General features: G+C 64.2%; 18 protein-coding genes. 8 read left to right on the top strand and 10 right to left on the bottom strand.

The window, feature by feature from the left end:
• Window positions 1–48: 48 nt before the first annotated feature.
• From UNPF46_RS17680 to UNPF46_RS17670, 3 genes are all read right to left on the bottom strand, one after another.
• Window positions 49–1,143: a serine/threonine protein kinase gene (locus tag UNPF46_RS17680; protein ID WP_181769988.1), complete on the bottom strand. Its 1,095-nt coding sequence runs from the start codon at window positions 1,141–1,143 to the stop codon at window positions 49–51.
• Between the two features lie 7 nt (window positions 1,144–1,150).
• On the bottom strand, window positions 1,151–2,578 hold the full coding sequence (gene trmFO / locus UNPF46_RS17675; RefSeq protein ID WP_142250843.1) for a methylenetetrahydrofolate--tRNA-(uracil(54)-C(5))-methyltransferase (FADH(2)-oxidizing) TrmFO: 1,428 nt from the start codon (window positions 2,576–2,578) through the stop codon (window positions 1,151–1,153).
• A gap of 127 nt (window positions 2,579–2,705) precedes the next feature.
• Window positions 2,706–2,858 (bottom strand): DUF1127 domain-containing protein, encoded by a 153-nt coding sequence (locus UNPF46_RS17670; protein WP_007590701.1) that lies wholly within the window; start codon window positions 2,856–2,858, stop codon window positions 2,706–2,708.
• Between the two features lie 690 nt (window positions 2,859–3,548).
• On the opposite strand from UNPF46_RS17670, the gene UNPF46_RS17665 reads away from it, so the two are divergent.
• Complete coding sequence (locus tag UNPF46_RS17665; protein ID WP_142250842.1) at window positions 3,549–3,812, top strand: hypothetical protein; 264 nt, start codon at window positions 3,549–3,551, stop codon at window positions 3,810–3,812.
• A 75-nt stretch (window positions 3,813–3,887) separates the two neighbouring features.
• On the opposite strand, the gene UNPF46_RS17660 is transcribed toward UNPF46_RS17665, so the two are convergent.
• On the bottom strand, window positions 3,888–4,712 hold the full coding sequence (locus UNPF46_RS17660) for a lytic murein transglycosylase (RefSeq protein WP_142250841.1): 825 nt from the start codon (window positions 4,710–4,712) through the stop codon (window positions 3,888–3,890).
• Between the two features lie 129 nt (window positions 4,713–4,841).
• Window positions 4,842–5,750 (bottom strand): DUF2189 domain-containing protein, encoded by a 909-nt coding sequence (locus tag UNPF46_RS17655; RefSeq protein ID WP_142250840.1) that lies wholly within the window; start codon window positions 5,748–5,750, stop codon window positions 4,842–4,844.
• A gap of 334 nt (window positions 5,751–6,084) precedes the next feature.
• Between UNPF46_RS17655 and UNPF46_RS17650 the strand changes: the two genes are divergently transcribed.
• Window positions 6,085–6,483: a DUF3597 domain-containing protein gene (locus UNPF46_RS17650; RefSeq protein ID WP_181769987.1), complete on the top strand. Its 399-nt coding sequence runs from the start codon at window positions 6,085–6,087 to the stop codon at window positions 6,481–6,483.
• A gap of 66 nt (window positions 6,484–6,549) precedes the next feature.
• Here the strand turns inward: UNPF46_RS17650 and UNPF46_RS17645 are convergent, their stop codons facing one another.
• A complete protein-coding gene (locus UNPF46_RS17645; RefSeq protein WP_100174856.1) occupies window positions 6,550–6,819 on the bottom strand; it encodes a GNAT family N-acetyltransferase in 270 nt (89 codons plus the stop codon).
• 104 nt (window positions 6,820–6,923) lie between these two features.
• Here UNPF46_RS17645 and UNPF46_RS17640 point away from each other — a divergent pair, with 104 nt between their 5' ends.
• Together UNPF46_RS17640 and UNPF46_RS17635 are read left to right on the top strand one after the other, a co-directional pair.
• Window positions 6,924–7,859 carry a tetratricopeptide repeat protein gene (locus tag UNPF46_RS17640; RefSeq protein ID WP_142250839.1) on the top strand — a complete coding sequence of 312 codons (936 nt, stop codon included), beginning with the start codon at window positions 6,924–6,926 and terminating at the stop codon, window positions 7,857–7,859.
• A 196-nt stretch (window positions 7,860–8,055) separates the two neighbouring features.
• A complete protein-coding gene (locus UNPF46_RS17635) occupies window positions 8,056–8,451 on the top strand; it encodes an SPW repeat protein (protein WP_100174854.1) in 396 nt (131 codons plus the stop codon).
• Between the two features lie 49 nt (window positions 8,452–8,500).
• On the opposite strand, the gene UNPF46_RS17630 is transcribed toward UNPF46_RS17635, so the two are convergent.
• From UNPF46_RS17630 to UNPF46_RS17620, 3 genes are all read right to left on the bottom strand, one after another.
• On the bottom strand, window positions 8,501–8,776 hold the full coding sequence (locus tag UNPF46_RS17630) for a GNAT family N-acetyltransferase (protein WP_100174853.1): 276 nt from the start codon (window positions 8,774–8,776) through the stop codon (window positions 8,501–8,503).
• An 11-nt stretch (window positions 8,777–8,787) separates the two neighbouring features.
• The gene (locus tag UNPF46_RS17625; protein WP_142250838.1) at window positions 8,788–9,297 is read right to left on the bottom strand and encodes a DUF3828 domain-containing protein; all 510 of its coding nucleotides are present in this window, start codon (window positions 9,295–9,297) and stop codon (window positions 8,788–8,790) included.
• A gap of 97 nt (window positions 9,298–9,394) precedes the next feature.
• The gene (locus tag UNPF46_RS17620; protein ID WP_246668683.1) at window positions 9,395–9,850 is read right to left on the bottom strand and encodes a hypothetical protein; all 456 of its coding nucleotides are present in this window, start codon (window positions 9,848–9,850) and stop codon (window positions 9,395–9,397) included.
• Between UNPF46_RS17620 and UNPF46_RS17615 the strand changes: the two genes are divergently transcribed.
• From UNPF46_RS17615 to UNPF46_RS17605, 3 genes are all read left to right on the top strand, one after another.
• Entirely contained in the window at window positions 9,849–10,346 is a 498-nt protein-coding gene (locus tag UNPF46_RS17615; protein WP_142250837.1) for a hypothetical protein, read from the top strand. The two genes, UNPF46_RS17620 and UNPF46_RS17615, sit on opposite strands and share 2 nt — an antisense overlap.
• Before the next feature lie 102 nt (window positions 10,347–10,448).
• Window positions 10,449–12,056: an acyl-CoA synthetase gene (locus tag UNPF46_RS17610; RefSeq protein ID WP_142250836.1), complete on the top strand. Its 1,608-nt coding sequence runs from the start codon at window positions 10,449–10,451 to the stop codon at window positions 12,054–12,056.
• A gap of 9 nt (window positions 12,057–12,065) precedes the next feature.
• The gene (locus tag UNPF46_RS17605; RefSeq protein WP_142250835.1) at window positions 12,066–12,926 is read left to right on the top strand and encodes a PCC domain-containing protein; all 861 of its coding nucleotides are present in this window, start codon (window positions 12,066–12,068) and stop codon (window positions 12,924–12,926) included.
• 47 nt (window positions 12,927–12,973) lie between these two features.
• Here the strand turns inward: UNPF46_RS17605 and UNPF46_RS17600 are convergent, their stop codons facing one another.
• On the bottom strand, window positions 12,974–15,055 hold the full coding sequence (locus UNPF46_RS17600; protein ID WP_142250834.1) for a DUF1217 domain-containing protein: 2,082 nt from the start codon (window positions 15,053–15,055) through the stop codon (window positions 12,974–12,976).
• A 276-nt stretch (window positions 15,056–15,331) separates the two neighbouring features.
• On the opposite strand from UNPF46_RS17600, the gene UNPF46_RS17595 reads away from it, so the two are divergent.
• A complete protein-coding gene (locus tag UNPF46_RS17595) occupies window positions 15,332–16,099 on the top strand; it encodes an AAA family ATPase (RefSeq protein WP_142250833.1) in 768 nt (255 codons plus the stop codon).
• The last annotated feature ends 502 nt before the right edge of the window (window positions 16,100–16,601 follow it).

The raw sequence follows: 16,601 nt of genomic DNA, 5'->3' as shown, positions 1-16,601 counted from the left end.
GACCGCTTCTCTATCGCCAATGTGGACGCTTCAAGGCGCGGCGGCCCGTCAGCTCGTCGGCAGGTCCGCCTCGAAATTGAAGCGGTCGCGCAGGTTCTTGCGCTGTTCCAGAATGTCCTTGAGGAACGCGCGGTCCTGGTCGTTCTTCATCATCGGCTCGATCAGGTCGAGCTGGTTCATGGCAACCAGCTGCAGGATCTCGGTGCGCGGCTTGCCGCTGGCGTCGCGTGGCAGCGCGTGCACCACCTGGATGTGTTCCGGCGGTTTCGGCCCCTTGGCGGCAGAAAGGTCGTTCCGCAACTGGCCTTCGAGCGTGGCCTGATCGGCTTCGACGAAGGCGTAGAGCCCGACGCCGGAGCGACGGTCGGCAAAAGCGACGATGGCGGTATCGCGTACGGCGGGATTCTTACGGATCAACTCGGTCAGCACCGGCGCATCGTTGACCAGCCTGCGGCCGCCGCCCTCGCGGTCGGTGAAGTTGAACAGCCCGCGGGTGATGGCGCGGTAGACCTTCTTGCCAGTGGCGAGCCACAGGCTCGCGGCGAACGACTTCTTGGCGAGGATTTTTCGCTCGCGCGGGGTCAGTGCATCGGGCGCATAGGAGCGCTTGTGCTTGAGCAGATGCCGGAGGTCTTCGTAAGCGAGGATGCGATAAAGCCGGCCGCGTCTGTTGAAGCACGCGGCGAGCTGGAAGTCGGTGACATAGGCGCGGCCGTCGCGGCCGACCAGCCAGTTCTGTTCCTTGGCAAGATCGTTGTGGCAGATGCCGGCGCGGCGCAGCCGGCGCAAAGCCGCCTTGGCCGAGCGGAAATAGGCGAGGTCGCCGTGCGGCTTTGCCAGATGCAGCGCGACACCGTCGACGAAGCCGCGTACCAGCGCACGGCGTCCGGCCCATAGCAACTCGGGGCCGACGTTCAGGCCCTTGGCGAGCCGCAGTGCATGCTTCTCGCGGGCGAACAGATGGCGCGCCAGCAGGAATGACCACCACGGCACCTCGTCGAGCCGGCGCAGCACCGCATCGACCTCGCCGGTCTCGCCGCGGAAGCGGCCGCGCTCGACGGTCGAGAACACGTCGCGCTTGAGCAGCACGCCCTCGGTCCAGCGCGCCGACAGCGTCGCGGCGTCGTCTTTGGGGAGGCTCATCTTGAACTCACGCAGCGGCGGCGATGCGCAGGTGATCGGCGATCCAGCGATCGAGATCGGCGAGCGCCCGCGCACTCATCGCCTGCTTCTTGGCCACCGTCTTTTCGTTGCCGCGCAGCCGCGTGCCGTCGGGCTTCTTGGTCGGCACGCTCGCGAGCGGCGGGAACAGGCCGAAATTGATGTTCATCGGCTGGAACGAGCGGGTGCCCGGCTCGATGGTCTCGATATGGCCGCCGGTGATGTGGCCAAGCAGAGATCCCAGCGCGGTCGTCGCCGGCGGGCTGACGAGCGTCTCGCCGCGCGCATCCGCTGCCGCATAGAGGCCGGTGATCAGCCCGACGCTGGCGGACTCGACATAGCCCTCGCAGCCCGTCATCTGGCCGGCAAAGCGCAGCCGCGGCTGCGCGCGCAGGCGCAACTGACTGTCGAGCAGCTTCGGCGAGTTGAGGAAGGTGTTGCGATGCAGGCCGCCGAGACGGGCGAACTCCGCTTTCTCCAGCCCGGGGATGGTGCGGAAGATGCGCTGCTGCTCGCCGTATTTCAATTTCGTCTGGAAGCCGACGATGTTGTAAAGCGTGCCAAGCTTGTTGTCCTGGCGCAGCTGCACGATCGCGTAGGCCTTGGTGGTGGGATCGTGCGGATTGGTGAGGCCGACCGGCTTCATCGGGCCGTGGCGCAGCGTCTCGGGGCCGCGCTCCGCCATCACCTCGATCGGCAGGCAGCCGTCGAAATAGGGCGTGTTGGTTTCCCACTCCTTGAATTCGGTCTTTTCTCCCGCGATCAGCGCGGCGACGAACCCGTCATACTGCTCCTTGGTCATCGGGCAGTTGATGTAGTCGGCGCCGTTGCCGCCGGGGCCGACCTTGTCGTAGCGCGACTGGAACCAGGCCACCGACATGTCGATGGATTCGCGATGAACGATCGGCGCGATCGCGTCGAAGAAGGCGAGCGCATTCTCGTCCGTGAGCTCGCGAATGGCATCGGCCAGTGGGGCGGAGGTGAGGGGGCCGGTGGCAACGATGACGTTGCTCCACTCGGCCGGCGGCAGGCCTGAAACCTCGCCGCGGGCGATCTCGATCAGGGGATGATCGTTGAGGGCCTTGGTCACCGCCGCCGAGAATCCGTCGCGGTCCACCGCCAGCGCGCCGCCGGCGGGCACCTGGTTGGCGTCGGCCGCGCGCATGATCAGCGAATCGAGCCGGCGCATCTCCGCATGCAAGAGGCCGACGGCGTTGTTGGCGGCGTCGTCCGAGCGGAACGAATTGGAACAGACGAGCTCGGCGAGCCCATCGGTGCGGTGCGCCTCGGTCATGCGGGTCGGCCGCATCTCGTGCAGCACCACGGGCACGCCGGCCTTCGCGACCTGCCAGGCAGCTTCCGAGCCGGCAAGGCCGGCGCCGATCACGTGCACACTATTGGAATGGGGTCCTGTCATGGGGCGGACAGGTAGCGCTTTTCGGCGGGGAGTGGAATCGCCGAGATCGAGTTTTCTGCCACCAGAAACGACAACGCCCGCACGAGGCGGGCGCTATCGGTCCGTTCCGGTGGAGGGCTGAACGATATCAGCCCTGGTACTGACCGGCGGCAACGCGCGGGATGTCCGAGCGATCGAGGCCGATATCGGCCAATTCGCGATCGCTGAGCTGGGACAGCTCAGCAACATTGCGCTGATAGTCCCGGAAGGCCTGGATCATGCGGATGAGCGAGAGCAGCATTGGTAGTCTCCTGTAGTTCGATTCAGCCCTTGCCGGGGCCTCATCGTTGAAATGAATATAGGGGAGAGTGGTGCAGTGCGAAAGTTCCGATGTTGCGATGCAGCTAAGCGAATGGCGCATAGCGGTGGTAACGAACGATTAACGCAAAGGCGCTCCTGCCCAAAGCTTGCCCAAGATCGCCGGAGAATTACGGTAAGTGTCCGTTAGTTCACGGGTTTATCGGGAGGCCTTTGATCTCGATCATCGCGGAAATAAGTTGCGGGCCGGTCGCCGGCAAGTCGCTCTTCCAGCTTCTAGACCCAAGTCCGACATGCGCGAATCGCATGCGCAGGGGGTCCTCAATATGAATCAATATTCAATATTTGGCCTGTAGTGTGAAGCCGAGAAGGGCCTCTCAAGGCGGGAGCAGATTTCGCAGCAAATGTGGGGGTGAGGTCCATTCCAGGCCCTGCCCCGGCCGCTTCCGCACCTCGGGACGGCGCAGCGCCCACACGCTGGGCGTGTGGCTTGATGACAAGGATGTAATGAAAAACGGAATTTCCGCATGACGCTCTGCGCGGCGCGCAACATCACGCAATTCTCGCGAGGAATTTATTGCGGCAAGTTGCCGCGCCCGGAGGAAAGTCGTCTCGCAGAATCCGGCAATGTCGCTGGGGTCTGTCTCAAGAACAAGAGAAGGAAAGTAACGTCATGACGAAGTTACTCGGGGTTATCGCCATTGCCGCCGTCGCGTTCGCCGTTGCGCCGGCCCAGGCCGCCAAGCACGCCATGGGCGGCTGCAGCTCGGCCAATCTGGAGAAGACGGAAACTGCGATCGAGGCCATGCCCGACGGCGACGGCAAGACGGTCGCCCAGAAGGAGATCGCCTCCGCGCAGGATTCGCTGCTCAACGGCAAGATGGGCGCCTGCGGCATGCACCTGAACAAGGCGATGCACGCCACCATGGGCAAATAGAACGTCGGGAAGCAAACGCGCACAAGAGAGGGCCGGTCGCGCTGCGATCGGCCCTACGCGTCTTGTCGGGGGCAGTTACGGCGCGCGTGCCAGCTGGGTGGCGAAATAGGCGACGGTCTTGGAATAGACCTCGCTCTTGTTCCACTGCTGCAGCACCGCAAAATTGGGACTGCCCGGCTGCCAGTCCTTGCCCTTCTGCCAGCCGTAGCCGGCGAGGTAATTGGCGGTGGAGGCCAGCACGTCCGGCGCGTTGTGCAGGAGATCGCGCTTGCCGTTGCCGTCGAAATCGACGGCGTATTTCATCCAGGACGACGGCATGAACTGGGTCTGGCCGAGTTCGCCGGCCCAGGCGCCCTTCATCTCGGCGGGCGCGAGATCGCCGCGCTGGACGATACGCAGCGCGTCCATCAGCTCGGCCCGGAACTGCTCGGCGCGCCGGCAGTCATAGGCCAGCGTTGCGAGTGAGCGGATCGTGGCGAACTTGCCGGTGTTGACGCCGAAATCGGTCTCCAGGCCCCAGATCGCGACCAGGACCTCACCGGGAACGCCATAGGCCTGCTCGATGCGCGATAGCACCGAGCCGTATTGCTTCATCATGTTGGAGCCACGCTGCATGCGCGGCGGCACCATGCGGCCGGAAAACTCCTCGAAGGTCTGGGTGAAGACCTTTTGCGACTTGTCACGGTTCAGCACGCTCTGATCGAGCGTCACGCCGGCCAACCCGGCGGTGATGGCCTGCTGCGAGATTCCCTTCGCCGCGGCGTCGGTTTTGAAATCCGCAAGCCAGGCGTCGAAACTGCCCGAACCGCAGGCAACCGCGGCAAACGCTGGCTGGGCGGACAGGATTGAGGCGGAGAGGGCGAAGGCTGCGAGAGCGAGACGAGAAATCGTCGAGGTCATTCGAGGTAATGAATTCCGTGAGCGATCTGGCCGGCGCACGCAATCTCGGTCGGAACCGCGGCCAAAGCAAGGCGTGCGCGAGGGCGCGATCCTGCCCGAGCCGGGGCAGGATCGCATGTCACGATATCGTCAGGCGTCCGTCTTGTTACGCCAGGGGAAGAGGTTGGCCGGGAAGTCTGCTGCGGGCTTGCGCGGACGCTGCGGCGGGGGCGGCACCGGACGTGCACCGGGCTCCGAGACGATCACCTTGCGGTAGAGATGCCAGGTGGCATGGCCGAGCAGGGGGATCACCACGGCAAGGCCGAGGAAGGCCGGAATCGTGCCGAGCGCGAGCAGCACCGCCACGATCAGGCCCCAGGCCGCCATCGGCACCGGGTTTCTGGCGACGACGCGCAGCGAGGTGCTCATGGCCTCGAACGCGCCGGCATGGCGGTCCAGCATCAGCGGGAACGACACGGCGCTGATACAGAGCGCGGCGAGCGCGAACAGGAAGCCCGTACCGCAGCCGACCACGATCAGCCACCAGCCTTGCTGCGTCGTCAGCACGCGCGTCATGAAGTCCGACATGCCGGTCACGCCCTCATACCCGAACGCCGCGACATAGATCGCCTGCGCGGTCGCAACCCAGGTCACGAACAGAGCGAGCAGCAATGTCCCGAGGCCGAGCATTGCCCCGAAGGAGGGCGAGCGCAGCACTTCCATGGCGTCCCAGGCGCTGGCTTCTTCATAGCGTTCGCGCCGGCTGGAGAGTTCATAGAGACCGAGTGCCGCGAAGGGACCGATCAGGGCGAAGCCTGCAGCGAGCGGAAACAGCAGCGGCAGGACCGAATAGCCCATCACCACGCGGGCCAGCACGAGGCCGAGCACCGGGTAGATCACGCAGAGGATGATGGCGTGGCTCGGAACGGCCTTGAAGTCTTCCCAACCGCGCCTCAGCGCATCGTGCAGATCGGAGAGCTGGATGGTTCGGATCACCGGTCCAGCCGCGCCCGCGGGCTGGGCCATCGTTGGGACATTGCCCTGGTAGAGTGTGGCCATGGTCGCTAGCTCCCTTGCCGAGCGGCCGAATCCGGCGCCGGCAAACGGCGCGAGCGGCCGCCATTCTTGAGTTTTGCGAGTCCGACCAGACGCGAATTCCGGAAGGCATCGCGAGCTGAACGCAAAGCGTACGCCTATTTCCGAGTCCTGTCCCTCACGCTTGGGTGAGATTCGATGCCGCAGCGCAACCTCGACGACGTCATTCGGTCGTCATTTCGCCGCAGATAAGCTGATGCTGCGCAGTGGTTCGCGGAACTTCGCGGGCGCAACGCAGTAACTTGGTCTATAAGTGCCACTCAAGGCCCTTCCAACGGATCCTTTTCGGGGAGCAGACATGAGCATTTTCGGGAAAATCATGAGCGCGATCTTTGGCAGCCAGCCGGCTTCCGCCGCGCCCGCCGGTGGCGCAGCGCCGGGTAGTGCGCCCGCAGGAGGGGCCGCGCCGGGAGCGCCGGCGTCCGCGCCGATGGCCGCCGTCGATGTGGCGGCGATCGTCGACAAGGCGGTGGCCGCGCACAAGGGCGAGAAGCTCGAATGGCGCACCTCGATCGTCGACCTGATGAAGGCGCTCGACATCGATTCCAGCCTCGCTGCGCGCAAGGATCTCGCCAAGGAGCTCGGCTACACCGGCGACATGAACGACTCCGCCAGCATGAACGTCTGGCTGCACAAGCAGGTGATGTCCAAGCTCGCCGCCAATGGCGGCAAGCTGCCGCCGGAGATCAAGCACTGAACGCAAGCACGGACCGAACGCCGGTCGTGCCGGAAGGGCCCGCGATTCTCGCGGGCCCTTTTGCCTTCAGGCGACCAGATCCGCATCCTCCGGATGCCTGTCGAGATAATCGACGACGAAGCCGCAGCCGGCGATCACCTTCCTGCCGTCGCGGCGGATCAGATCCAGCGCGCCCTTGACCAGCTCGGAGCCGATGCCGCGGCCGCGCAGCGCGCGCGGCGTCTCGGTGTGGGTGATGATGACCGCCGTCGGGCTCAGCCGGTAATTGGCGAAGGCGACCTCGCTGCCGACATCGAGCTCGAAGCGGCTCCTGTCCTTGTTGTCGCGTACCGCCATGCCGGGTCCCCTCGAAGCGCTGTGTCTTGAGTGATCTAGGCGCCTGAACCGGCCCTTGCCAAGGTGCGACCAAGGGAGGTTGCCGCAGAGGAGATATCTCGAAAATGCGTGTCCGGCTCAGCCTCGTCGCGCTGCTCGCGGTACTCGCTTCGAGCGCGCCGGTCCCTGCTGCGGCCGAAGGCGGTCCAGCCTGGGAGGCGTGCTTTGCGCTGGCCAGCACACCGGACGCGCGGGTCAAGGCCTGCTCCGCCGTGATCGACACCAAAAGCGAGACCGGCAAGCGGCTCGCCGGCGCCTATTGCAGCCGCGGCCACGGCCTCACCGAGAAGCGCGAGCTCGAGGCTGCGCTGTCCGATCTCGACGAGGCGGTCAGGCTCGATCCGGACTATGCCTGTGCCTACAACAATCGCGGCCGCGTCTACAGCTTCAAGCGCGACTATGATCGTGCCATTGCCGAGTACGACCAGGCCATCAAGCTCGATCCGTCGCTGGCGATGGCCTACAACAATCGCGGCGAGTCCCGCTTCAACAAGGGCGACCTCGACGGCGCCTTGGCCGATTTCGATACGGCGATCAAGCGCAACCCGAATTACGCCATGGCCCATAGCAACCGCGGTCTCGTCTATTACCGCAAGCGCGACATGGCCCGCGCGCTCGCCGATTATACGATGCGGATCAAGCTTGCGCCCGATCTGCTCGCTTATATCGATCGCGGCAACGTCTATCGTGACAGCGAACAGCTCGGTCGCGCTGCTGCAGACTATGGCGAGGCCATTCGCCTCGCGCCGACCGACGCGCGCGGCTGGCGCAATCGCGGGATGATCCGTCTCTTCCAGGGTGACTTCAAGGGTGGTCTGTCCGACTACGACAAGGCGCTGCAATACGATCCTTCCGACGTCTATTCCTGGAATAATCGAGGGCAGGCCCGCCTGCGGCTCGGTGACAAGCAGGGCGCGATCGCCGACCTCCGGAAGGCGCTGGAGCTGGAGCCCGGCCTGGCGTCCGCGCAGGACTCGTTGCGGAAGCTCGGCGCGCTGTAGCCGTGATGCGGTAGCTCATGACCGCCGAATACCGCTGGTCGTCGAAATAATCCTCAAGTCCGGTCTTGCGCCGCCGCCGGCGGTTCCCACGTCCTTTCCAGGACATACGTCCGAATGCGGCCGGCAGGGTCGCTGAGACATTCGGAGTGTCGTGATCGCCAGCCGCCGACGTGTGCCTCTGTCATAGGAGGGTACGATGTCGGACTTTGGTTTCTTGAATACTCATCGGACATGGGAAGACTGGTGCGGGATGCTGCTCGGCGCGATGATCGTGGCTTCGCCATGGTTTCCCGTCCAGGATGCGGCGATCACCGGCGACCAGACGGTGATCCTGAATGCGGTCGCAATCGGCCTGGTCGTCTTTGGCATCAGCCAGCTCGAATATGTCGCCTTGCAGCGCTGGCAGGAGGTGACGACGATCCTCGTCGGGCTGTGGCTGATCGGCTCGCCCTACGTGCTCGGCTATTCCGGTGAGGGCTTTCTGCGCATCTATCACACCGGCCTTGGCGCCGTGCTCGTGCTGCTCGGCATGCTGCAGCTGTGGCAGGACTGGGACATGACCGACCAGGACATGCTCAGGCATGGACAATAGGCCGTAGATATCGGCAGGCCCGTCGGCAGCAGGCGGCGGGCCTGTACGCTCAGCTCGTCACGAGATCCGCATAGTCCGGATGCTTCTCGATCCACGCCTTCACGAACGGGCATTGCGGGATCAGCTTCAATCCGGCGGCGCGGACCTGGTCGAGCGCGCCCTGCACCAGCTTCGAGCCGACGCCCTTGCCGCCGAGCTCCTTCGGCACGTCGGTGTGCTCGAACGTGATGATGTTGCCGTCGCGCTTGTAATGCTCGGTCGCGAGGTGACCGTCGACCTCGAGCTCGAAGCGGTGATGCTCCCGGTTGTCGATGATTTCGCTCATGTCGTCTCCGCTCAGCTCTTCAGCGAGTCCGTCAGCATCTTGCGGATCGACCAGGCCTCGCCGCCGGAGGAGCCCTTGATGTCGTCGATCTTCCAGCTGCTGGCCTCACGCACGACGTCGTAACGCACGATCTGGTCGGCGGGTTTCCGGTCGCTGCGATGGCCGGTGATGGTGACCGCGATCGTTGCCTTGTCGGCTTCCATCCTCGCCGCGTCAATCTTGAAGGATTTCACGTCCGGTTCCTGCGAATTGGTGACCGGATCGAAATCGACCGGCCCGACATCGCCCTTCGGCGTATGGGCATCCGCCTTGGCCCACAGCGCGACCAGTCCCTTGGAGAGGTACTTGGCTTTCGCGGCCCTGTTCTCGATGACGAAGCCGCCATCGCCCTTGCCCTTGGCCGCACGGGTGTAGATCGCGGTCAGGACCGCGACGGGATCGCTCGCGGCCGGAGTCTCGGCGAAGGCGGGCGCGATGCCGGCGAACAGAGCGGCTGCGACAAGGGTGCGGCGGGTGAGCATGGGATGTCCTGGAAATGATGTCCTGGGAAGGTGCCGAGCACGACCGCCCGGAGCGGCCGGCGTCTATCCCTATGGACTGATGTGAACGCGGTTCGGTTCAATCGGCGGCTTTGGCGAGCCTGGAGTCTTCGGGCGGCCGTTGCGGACGCAGGCATCCCTGGCAGATGACGAGGGAGCGGTTGAGCCGGGCATCCTGCTCGGCCTCGCTGGCGTCCTGCGCTTGCCACCATTCCTTCGATTGGGGCTGAAGACCGGCCTGCGATCGGGTGCCTTCGGATCGGGCCAGATTGCGCGTCGGCTGCGAGGCGGCACGCGGCCGATTGGGATCCTCACCGGCGCCGTCCCAAGCCAAGCGGCCGGGCTTGAAGGCGGAATCGGACGCCAGATGCGCCTGAGGGCCAACGGCACATCCAGCGAGCGCCAGCGACAACAGGAGGAGGGCGGGCGCTTTGACCATGATGCGGGACTCTGTCGGCGAGAACTGAGCGAGGTTGCGCTGATCATGTTTAAAATTCCCTGAACGGTTGCAGCGGCAGCGGCGACCAACGCCCATGCGCCATCTCTTGCTTCTGCTCGCCCTGATCGCCTCCGCCGCGCGTGCCGAGGATGCAAAGCCCTTCAATCCGTCCGATTATCCGCCCGGCGTGCAGCAGGCGCTGCGCTACGCCAATGAGGAATGCGCCAGCCAGGACGGCGGCGAGGTGACCTTCGCGCCTGGTACGGTGCGCAGGATCGACCTCACCGGTGACGGACGCGACGACTACATCGTCGATTTCAGCGAGACCAAATGCGGAGATCGCGAGACCACCTATTGCGGAACCGGCGGCTGCGTCATGAACATCTTGGTCACGCTGCCCGACGGCAGCGTGCGCAAGGTGTTCGATGGCTATGTCCGCAGCTACACGATCGTGGCCCCGCCGGTGAAGCGCGGAGCTGCGCGAACCGTTCGCTTTGATCTGCATGGCAGCTATTGCGGCGGCTTTGGTGCGCAGGCCTGCGTCAAGCAGAAGGCGATCTCGGCGACGCCGTTCGCGTTCAAGCAGCCGTAGAGCAGGTGTGCGACCGGCGGCCTTGCAGGGGCGCGGGCGATGGCGATAAATGGGCAGCAATGAGTGGATGGTCGCGCCGTCCGCCCTTGAAGAGGAATCCCCATGCAGCCCCTGCGCATGTCCCGCCGCGTCATGAATCTCGCTTACATGCTGACCCAGAATGCGCGGCGGCATGGTGCGCGTCCCGGTTTGGTCTGGGGTGACAGATCCTGGAACTGGCGGCAGATCGATGCGCAGGTCTCGGCGCTGGCGGCTGCGCTTGCCGCACGCGGCATCGTCAAGGGCGATCGCATCCTGGTCCATTCCAAGAATGGCGACGAGATGTTCTTCTCGATGTTCGCCGCGTTCCGGCTCGGCGCGGTCTGGGTGCCCACCAATTTCCGCCTGATGCCGGATGAGGTGACCTATCTCGCACAGGCCTCGGGGGCGAAGGCGTTCCTGTGCCATGTCGATTTTCCCGAGCATGCCGCGGCCGTGAAGGGCGGGGCGCTGGAGTTCACCTGGAGCATCGACGGCAAAGGTGCGTTCGGCGAGACGTCGGTTGCTGAGGCCATCGCCTCGCGAGCCGGAGAGGTGGTCGAGAACGTCGCCGTCGAGCACGACGATCCCTGCTGGTTCTTCTTCACCTCGGGCACGACAGGCCGTTCCAAGGCCGCGGTGCTGACGCATGGCCAGATGGGCTTTGTCGTCACCAACCATCTCGCCGATCTCACGCCCGGCGTCACCGAGAACGACGCCTCGCTGGTGGTGGCGCCGCTGTCGCACGGCGCCGGCGTACATCAGCTGGTGCAGACCGCGCGCGGCGTCTGCACCGTTCTCTTGCCGACCGAGAAGTTCGACATCAACGAGGCGTTCCGCCTGATCGAGGCGCATCGGGTCGCCAATCTCTTCACCGTGCCGACCATCCTGAAGATGATGGTCGAGCACCCCGCCGTCGACAAATACGATCATTCCTCGCTGCGTCACGTCATCTATGCGGGCGCGCCGATGTACCGCGAGGATCAGAAGACCGCGTTGAGGAAGCTCGGCAAGGTCATCGTGCAGTATTTCGGCCTCGGCGAGGTCACGGGCAACATCACCGTGCTGCCGGCCGCGCTGCACGATCCCGAGGACGGCCCGCATGCGAAGATCGGCACCTGCGGCTTCGAGCGCACCGGCATGCAGGTCTCGATCCAGGACGACGAGGGGCGCGAGCTCGCGGCCAACCAGAGCGGCGAGATCTGCGTGATCGGGCCTGCGGTGCTCGCCGGTTACTACGACAATCCCGAAGCCAATGCGAAGGCGTTCCGCAACGGCTGGTTCCGCACCGGCGACCTCGGCCACATGGACGAGGAGGGCTTCGTCTACATCACGGGACGCGCCTCCGACATGTACATCTCCGGCGGCTCCAACATCTATCCGCGCGAGATCGAGGAGAAGATTCTGACGCATCCCGCGGTCGGCGAGGTCGCGGTGCTCGGCGTGCCCGATGCGACCTGGGGCGAGGTTGGCGTTGCCGTCTGCGTTGCGCGCGAGGGCGAGAAGGCGGTGAGCGAGGCCGAGATGGCGGCGTTCCTCTCGCCCAAAGTGCCGCGCTACAAGATGCCGAAGCGCTTCTTCTTCTGGGAGGCCTTGCCGAAATCCGGCTATGGCAAGGTACCGAAGCGCATGGTGCGCGACGAGCTCGAGGCGCGCGGCCTGCTCGATCTCGACAAGACCAAGGCAGGCTGAGCGCAGGTGATGCGGAGTATCAAGCAGCCGGGCACACCGCTCGCAGAACGCATCCAATGGGTGGAGGCGAGGGGGCGCGCCTTTTCCTTCACGCTTCAGCCGGGCCTGTCGTTGCTGGAGGCCGTGCGGCGCGGCTTTGCGGCCGAAGGATTTGCCGGCGGCGTGCTGAGCTTCGCCCGCGGCGCGCTCGGGCCGTTCGCCTATGTTATGCCGGCGCTGTCGAAGACGGGCGAGAACGCCGCGTTCTACAGCGACACCTATCGGCCGGCTGGCACGACGCGCACGAAGCTCGGCAGCATGACGCTCGGCATGCGTGACGGCGCGCCGTTCTTTCACTGTCACGGGCTGTGGACGGAGGCGGACGGCAAGGCCGGCGGCGGCCACATGATGCCGGATGAAACCATCGTCGCCGAGCCGTTCGAGGTCGAGGCCTTCGGCCTTGATGGCGCGATGTTCACCGCCGAGCCGGATCCCGAGACCAATTTCAAGCTGTTCGGGCCGGTGGCCGCCGCGCGCACCGGCGCGCGCACGACGAGCCGTGCTTTCGCGCTGCGGCTGCGTCCCAACCAGGATTTTGCCGGCTCGCTCGAAGAGTTCTGCCACGCGCACGGCATTGCGCGCGCGAGGGTGCGCGGCGGCGTCGGCTCGACCATCGGTGCCCGCTTCGCCCATGGCGGCGTGACCGAACCGTTTGCCACCGAGCTCGCGATCACGGCCGGGGCGATCGCGCCCGGTGCTGCCGGCGCGCTGGAAGCAGCGCTCGACGTCGCGCTCATCGACTATACCGGCGGCATCGCGGAGGGCCGTCTGATCCGTGGCGACAATCCCGTGTTGATGACCATGGAGCTGGTGCTCGAGGTGCTGGACTAAAGCGCTGCGCACCTTTCGGATCATGCTTTGGTAACGGCGAGTGATCGTCAGTGAGCGCGCAGTTTGGCGATCGCCAGGTACGTGGACTCACTCATGCTCGATAGGCCCGAGCCCGATCCTTGAAACAGGTTGAGCAAGGGAGATTGAGCCTGGCCGGTGCTCTGGTTGTTCTTGACGTCGTACATGGCCGAGAAGCGGCTCAGCAGCTTCGCGACTTTCGCGGGGTCGGACAGATCCTTGACCTTCATGAACTTGTCCACGTACTTGGCCTGCTGGTCGATCGGCATCGCCGCCATCTGATCAGGTAAGTTGAACGTGGTCCTGAACACCTCCGAAAGAGCCTTGTCGGCGAGGATGTCGTATGCCGACGTGATGTCGCCCGCCTTGCGCTGGAAATAGAGCGCCAGGCGTACGCCGGGATTGGTTTCGCCTTGCTGCTGCTCGAGGCTTTGCTGGACATAATTTGCCTGTGTGTCCCGCAATTGATCCCGCTTCTGGGGACCCATCATCGGCAGGCGCACGACGTTGCCCTTGCTGTCGAAATTGAACGACGCCACGATGTCGGCAAAGCGAGGATCGCTCTGCGTGTTGGCGAAGCTCTTGGGATCGTTCAGATCGGAGGCAAAGATCTTCTCGAGGAAATCGGTGCTGACCTTGCTGGGGTTCAAGCCCTTGGCCAGGAGAACCAGATCGACCATCGGCCTATTTGCCAGAAGATCGGAAACGCTGTCGATGCCGGCGATCGCCTCCTGATAGGCCGTCGCGTCCTTGGCCGCTTGCGCCCGAACCGCCGCCTGCTGCTTGGTGCTCAACGTGCTTGCGCTCTTCACCGCTTGAATGACGTAGTCCCTCGAGATCTGGAGGACCTCCGCCGCGTCCTGCGCCAACAGGGGGGTCGTCAGATTGCCTTTTGCATCGAAGTTGAACGCGCGTGCGAGCTGAACGTATCGATTGTCCTTGAGAGTATATACGTAGCTCTTGGGATCGCCGACGTCGCTTTCGAGGACGGCCTTGATGGTCGCCTGCGAGACCTTCTTCGGGTCGAGGCCGACGGCGCCGAGCGCAAAATCATACACGCTCGGCGTCGATACGAACGCGTCGACCGAATTCAGTTTGAGGATGGCCGTTCTGAATTGATTGATTGCAAAGGCCTCGCTCAGCGGGCTTGCCGCCGAATAGACCGCAGCCTTGCTGTCGTCGAACCGCTTTTTCGTGAGCGTGATATTCGCAGCTGTCTGCGCGGGCGTACCTGCCGGGAGCGACCCGTCGGGCGAGAACTCGAACGCGCCGGCCATATCCACAAATCCGCCGATCGTTGCGATCTGGTCGTTGAGACTGGAGATGCTGCTCTTATACGTCTCCAGGTGATGCTTCTCGACCAGGATCTGGACTTGCAATTGGGGCACGTTTGCGCCCGGTTGCGAGAGCTGGGCCGTGTAGTTGGCGATGTTCGAGCTGGCCGTGCTGGCATCTGATTGCGCCTGGGCGCGCGCCGCGTTGAGGCCGCTCAGCTGGGACGCGAAGGTGGTGTTGACGTAGCTGCTTGGATCGGACGGGTCGCTGCGCAGGACCTGGCTGATCGTGGCCGGCGGCCACTTGCTTTCGTCGATCCCGAATGCCGAATAGACATAGTTGCGCAGGCGATCGTTGTTCAGGATGTCGTCTGCGCTGCTGACGTTGCCGATCTGGGCGCTGTAGTAATTCGAGTCGCTGGCCAGTGCATCGACCTGGCTCTTCTTGGTCGCCGTGTACAGACCGATCATCTCGTCGATCTGGTTGTCCGACTGGGCAACCGGCTTTGCAGCGTCGTTGAAGGAGAACGCCGCGGCAAACTCCCGGTAGCGTTTGTCGACCAGCTTGTTGACGAAGCTCTTGGAGTCGTTGAGGTCGCTCTCCAGCACCTTCTTCATGAAGGCGTTGGCGTATGCCATGTCTTCCAGCCCGTATGCCTTCAACGCATAATGATACAGGCGGTAGTCCTTCATCAAGTCGTCGACGGTCTTCACATTGCCGATGTGGGCTTTGTAATAGGCGGCCTCGCGCGCGACATCGGGTTGCTGTTCGACCCGGGTCAGGGACTGCTTGAGATTGCGCGTGATGTAGTTGTAACCGAAATACGTTGATACCATCGCGCATCCTCGCGGCTTCTTGGCGTCCCGGACGTCCGTCAATCATTGCGGGGTCGCGAGCAGGGGAGCCGGCCTCATGCCGGCAGGCAGTCTCTCAGTTGCGTTTCCTTCGGGCCATCCCGGCCTGCAATCTGAAGTTTTAATTTATCTGCCGGTAACGTCAGACGAGTTTGTTTCGAGTTGTTTCCATATGTTTCCAAGATGCAGCTTACGCGGGAGTTGTGTTCCCTGTATGTTCTGATCGAGAGTTCGGTCAGAATGAACTGGAGGCAGCGTATGAGCCGAAGAAGCGGTCGGACGATCAATTTGCCGGCGCCTTACCTGAAACGGGTCTGGCTCGACCCGTCGCGCGTCCACGATCGCGAGGTCTATCCGTTCTGCCTGCCCATCTTCCCGGATGAATTCGAGCTCAAATTCGACGCCGCCATCACCATCATCGTCGGTGAGAACGGCACCGGGAAGTCGACGATCCTGGAGGGGATCGCAGCGCTTGCCGGCTACGACGATGCCGGCGGCGGCAAGGGTTACATGGCGGTCGATCATTCCGAGGCGCGCGAGAAGATGGGCGGCCAGCTCGGCAAGGCCCTGCGCGCGAGCTGGCTGCCGAAGATCACCAATGGCTGGTTCTTTCGTGCCGAGAGCTTTTTCTCGGTCGCGCGGTATCTGGACAAGGCCGCGCGTGATGCCGGCCAGGTCGGTCCCGATTTCCTGTCGCATTCCCACGGCGAAGGCTTCCTGCGCTTCTTCGAGGAGCGCTGCCAACGCCAGGGCATCTTCATCTTCGACGAGCCGGAATCGGCGCTGTCGCCGGCACGCCAGATCGAATTTCTCAAGCTGCTGCGTCGCATGGAAGAATCCCGGATCTGTCAGGTCATCATGGCGACGCACGCGCCGATGTTGATGGCTTATCCGAATGCGCGGCTGCTGCGGCTGGCGAAATATGGGCTGGAGCCTGTGACGGTCGAGGAGACCGATCATTTTCGGCTGATGCGGGAGTTTTGTGCCGATCCGCGCAGGTTCGTCGAGGCGACGCTGGAGGAATAGGTGGGGGCGTAATCGACACGCGCTCTCTCCCCGTCATCGCGAGCGCAGCGAAGCATCCATCTCGCCTTCCGATCCGGATCGCACGCGCGGTTTCCCGTTCTCGCGGCACGTCGTGCCCGAGCTTTGCCTCAGTCACCACCCTCGGAAGTGCCGAGGGCGCAGGGAAGGCCGGGTGCCGGCTGGCACCCGCGGTGCACTGTGCGAATCCTGCGTGACAAGAAGCTGCACAGCGGCATACAGGTGAAGCCGAACATCCGGCCTTCCCTGCGCAGTGGGTTGACGGCTTATGTCGTGCTCTCCCCGGGGAGCGTTGCGCTATTGCCCCCGTCGCCTTGCGGATGACTGATGCACGTGCCCGGTTGGGCTGCCTGCATCACCGCAAGACTTGGCGCACAGACCCCGGGCGCCAGGACCACACGATTTTGCCGTACGGAGGCTGCGCCGGTCGTGTGCGCGACACCCTCGCTCACGGTTGCCCGCCCTGCGAAGCCCTTCGCGCCGA

The organism is Bradyrhizobium sp. UNPF46, assembly GCF_006658625.1.
Taxonomy (GTDB): Bacteria; Pseudomonadota; Alphaproteobacteria; order Rhizobiales; family Xanthobacteraceae; genus Bradyrhizobium; species Bradyrhizobium nitroreducens.
Note: the sequence above shows the minus strand (reverse complement) of the source record. Positions and strands in the feature narration are given on the sequence as shown.

Excerpts from the sequence above, each read along its gene's own strand:
- UNPF46_RS17610 (WP_142250836.1), top strand. The coding sequence starts at position 10,449 with ATGCAGCCCCTGCGCATGTCCCGCCGCGTCATGAATCTCGCTTACATG.
- UNPF46_RS17660 (WP_142250841.1), bottom strand. The coding sequence starts at position 4,712 with ATGACCTCGACGATTTCTCGTCTCGCTCTCGCAGCCTTCGCCCTCTCC.
- UNPF46_RS17655 (WP_142250840.1), bottom strand. The coding sequence starts at position 5,750 with ATGGCCACACTCTACCAGGGCAATGTCCCAACGATGGCCCAGCCCGCG.
- UNPF46_RS17595 (WP_142250833.1), top strand. The coding sequence starts at position 15,332 with ATGAGCCGAAGAAGCGGTCGGACGATCAATTTGCCGGCGCCTTACCTG.
- UNPF46_RS17665 (WP_142250842.1), top strand. The coding sequence starts at position 3,549 with ATGACGAAGTTACTCGGGGTTATCGCCATTGCCGCCGTCGCGTTCGCC.
- trmFO (WP_142250843.1), bottom strand. The coding sequence starts at position 2,578 with ATGACAGGACCCCATTCCAATAGTGTGCACGTGATCGGCGCCGGCCTT.
- UNPF46_RS17635 (WP_100174854.1), top strand. The coding sequence starts at position 8,056 with ATGTCGGACTTTGGTTTCTTGAATACTCATCGGACATGGGAAGACTGG.
- UNPF46_RS17640 (WP_142250839.1), top strand. The coding sequence starts at position 6,924 with ATGCGTGTCCGGCTCAGCCTCGTCGCGCTGCTCGCGGTACTCGCTTCG.
- UNPF46_RS17670 (WP_007590701.1), bottom strand. The coding sequence starts at position 2,858 with ATGCTGCTCTCGCTCATCCGCATGATCCAGGCCTTCCGGGACTATCAG.
- UNPF46_RS17620 (WP_246668683.1), bottom strand. The coding sequence starts at position 9,850 with ATGGGCGTTGGTCGCCGCTGCCGCTGCAACCGTTCAGGGAATTTTAAA.
- UNPF46_RS17605 (WP_142250835.1), top strand. The coding sequence starts at position 12,066 with ATGCGGAGTATCAAGCAGCCGGGCACACCGCTCGCAGAACGCATCCAA.
- UNPF46_RS17645 (WP_100174856.1), bottom strand. The coding sequence starts at position 6,819 with ATGGCGGTACGCGACAACAAGGACAGGAGCCGCTTCGAGCTCGATGTC.
- UNPF46_RS17680 (WP_181769988.1), bottom strand. The coding sequence starts at position 1,143 with ATGAGCCTCCCCAAAGACGACGCCGCGACGCTGTCGGCGCGCTGGACC.
- UNPF46_RS17630 (WP_100174853.1), bottom strand. The coding sequence starts at position 8,776 with ATGAGCGAAATCATCGACAACCGGGAGCATCACCGCTTCGAGCTCGAG.
- UNPF46_RS17625 (WP_142250838.1), bottom strand. The coding sequence starts at position 9,297 with ATGCTCACCCGCCGCACCCTTGTCGCAGCCGCTCTGTTCGCCGGCATC.
- UNPF46_RS17650 (WP_181769987.1), top strand. The coding sequence starts at position 6,085 with ATGAGCATTTTCGGGAAAATCATGAGCGCGATCTTTGGCAGCCAGCCG.
- UNPF46_RS17600 (WP_142250834.1), bottom strand. The coding sequence starts at position 15,055 with ATGGTATCAACGTATTTCGGTTACAACTACATCACGCGCAATCTCAAG.
- UNPF46_RS17615 (WP_142250837.1), top strand. The coding sequence starts at position 9,849 with ATGCGCCATCTCTTGCTTCTGCTCGCCCTGATCGCCTCCGCCGCGCGT.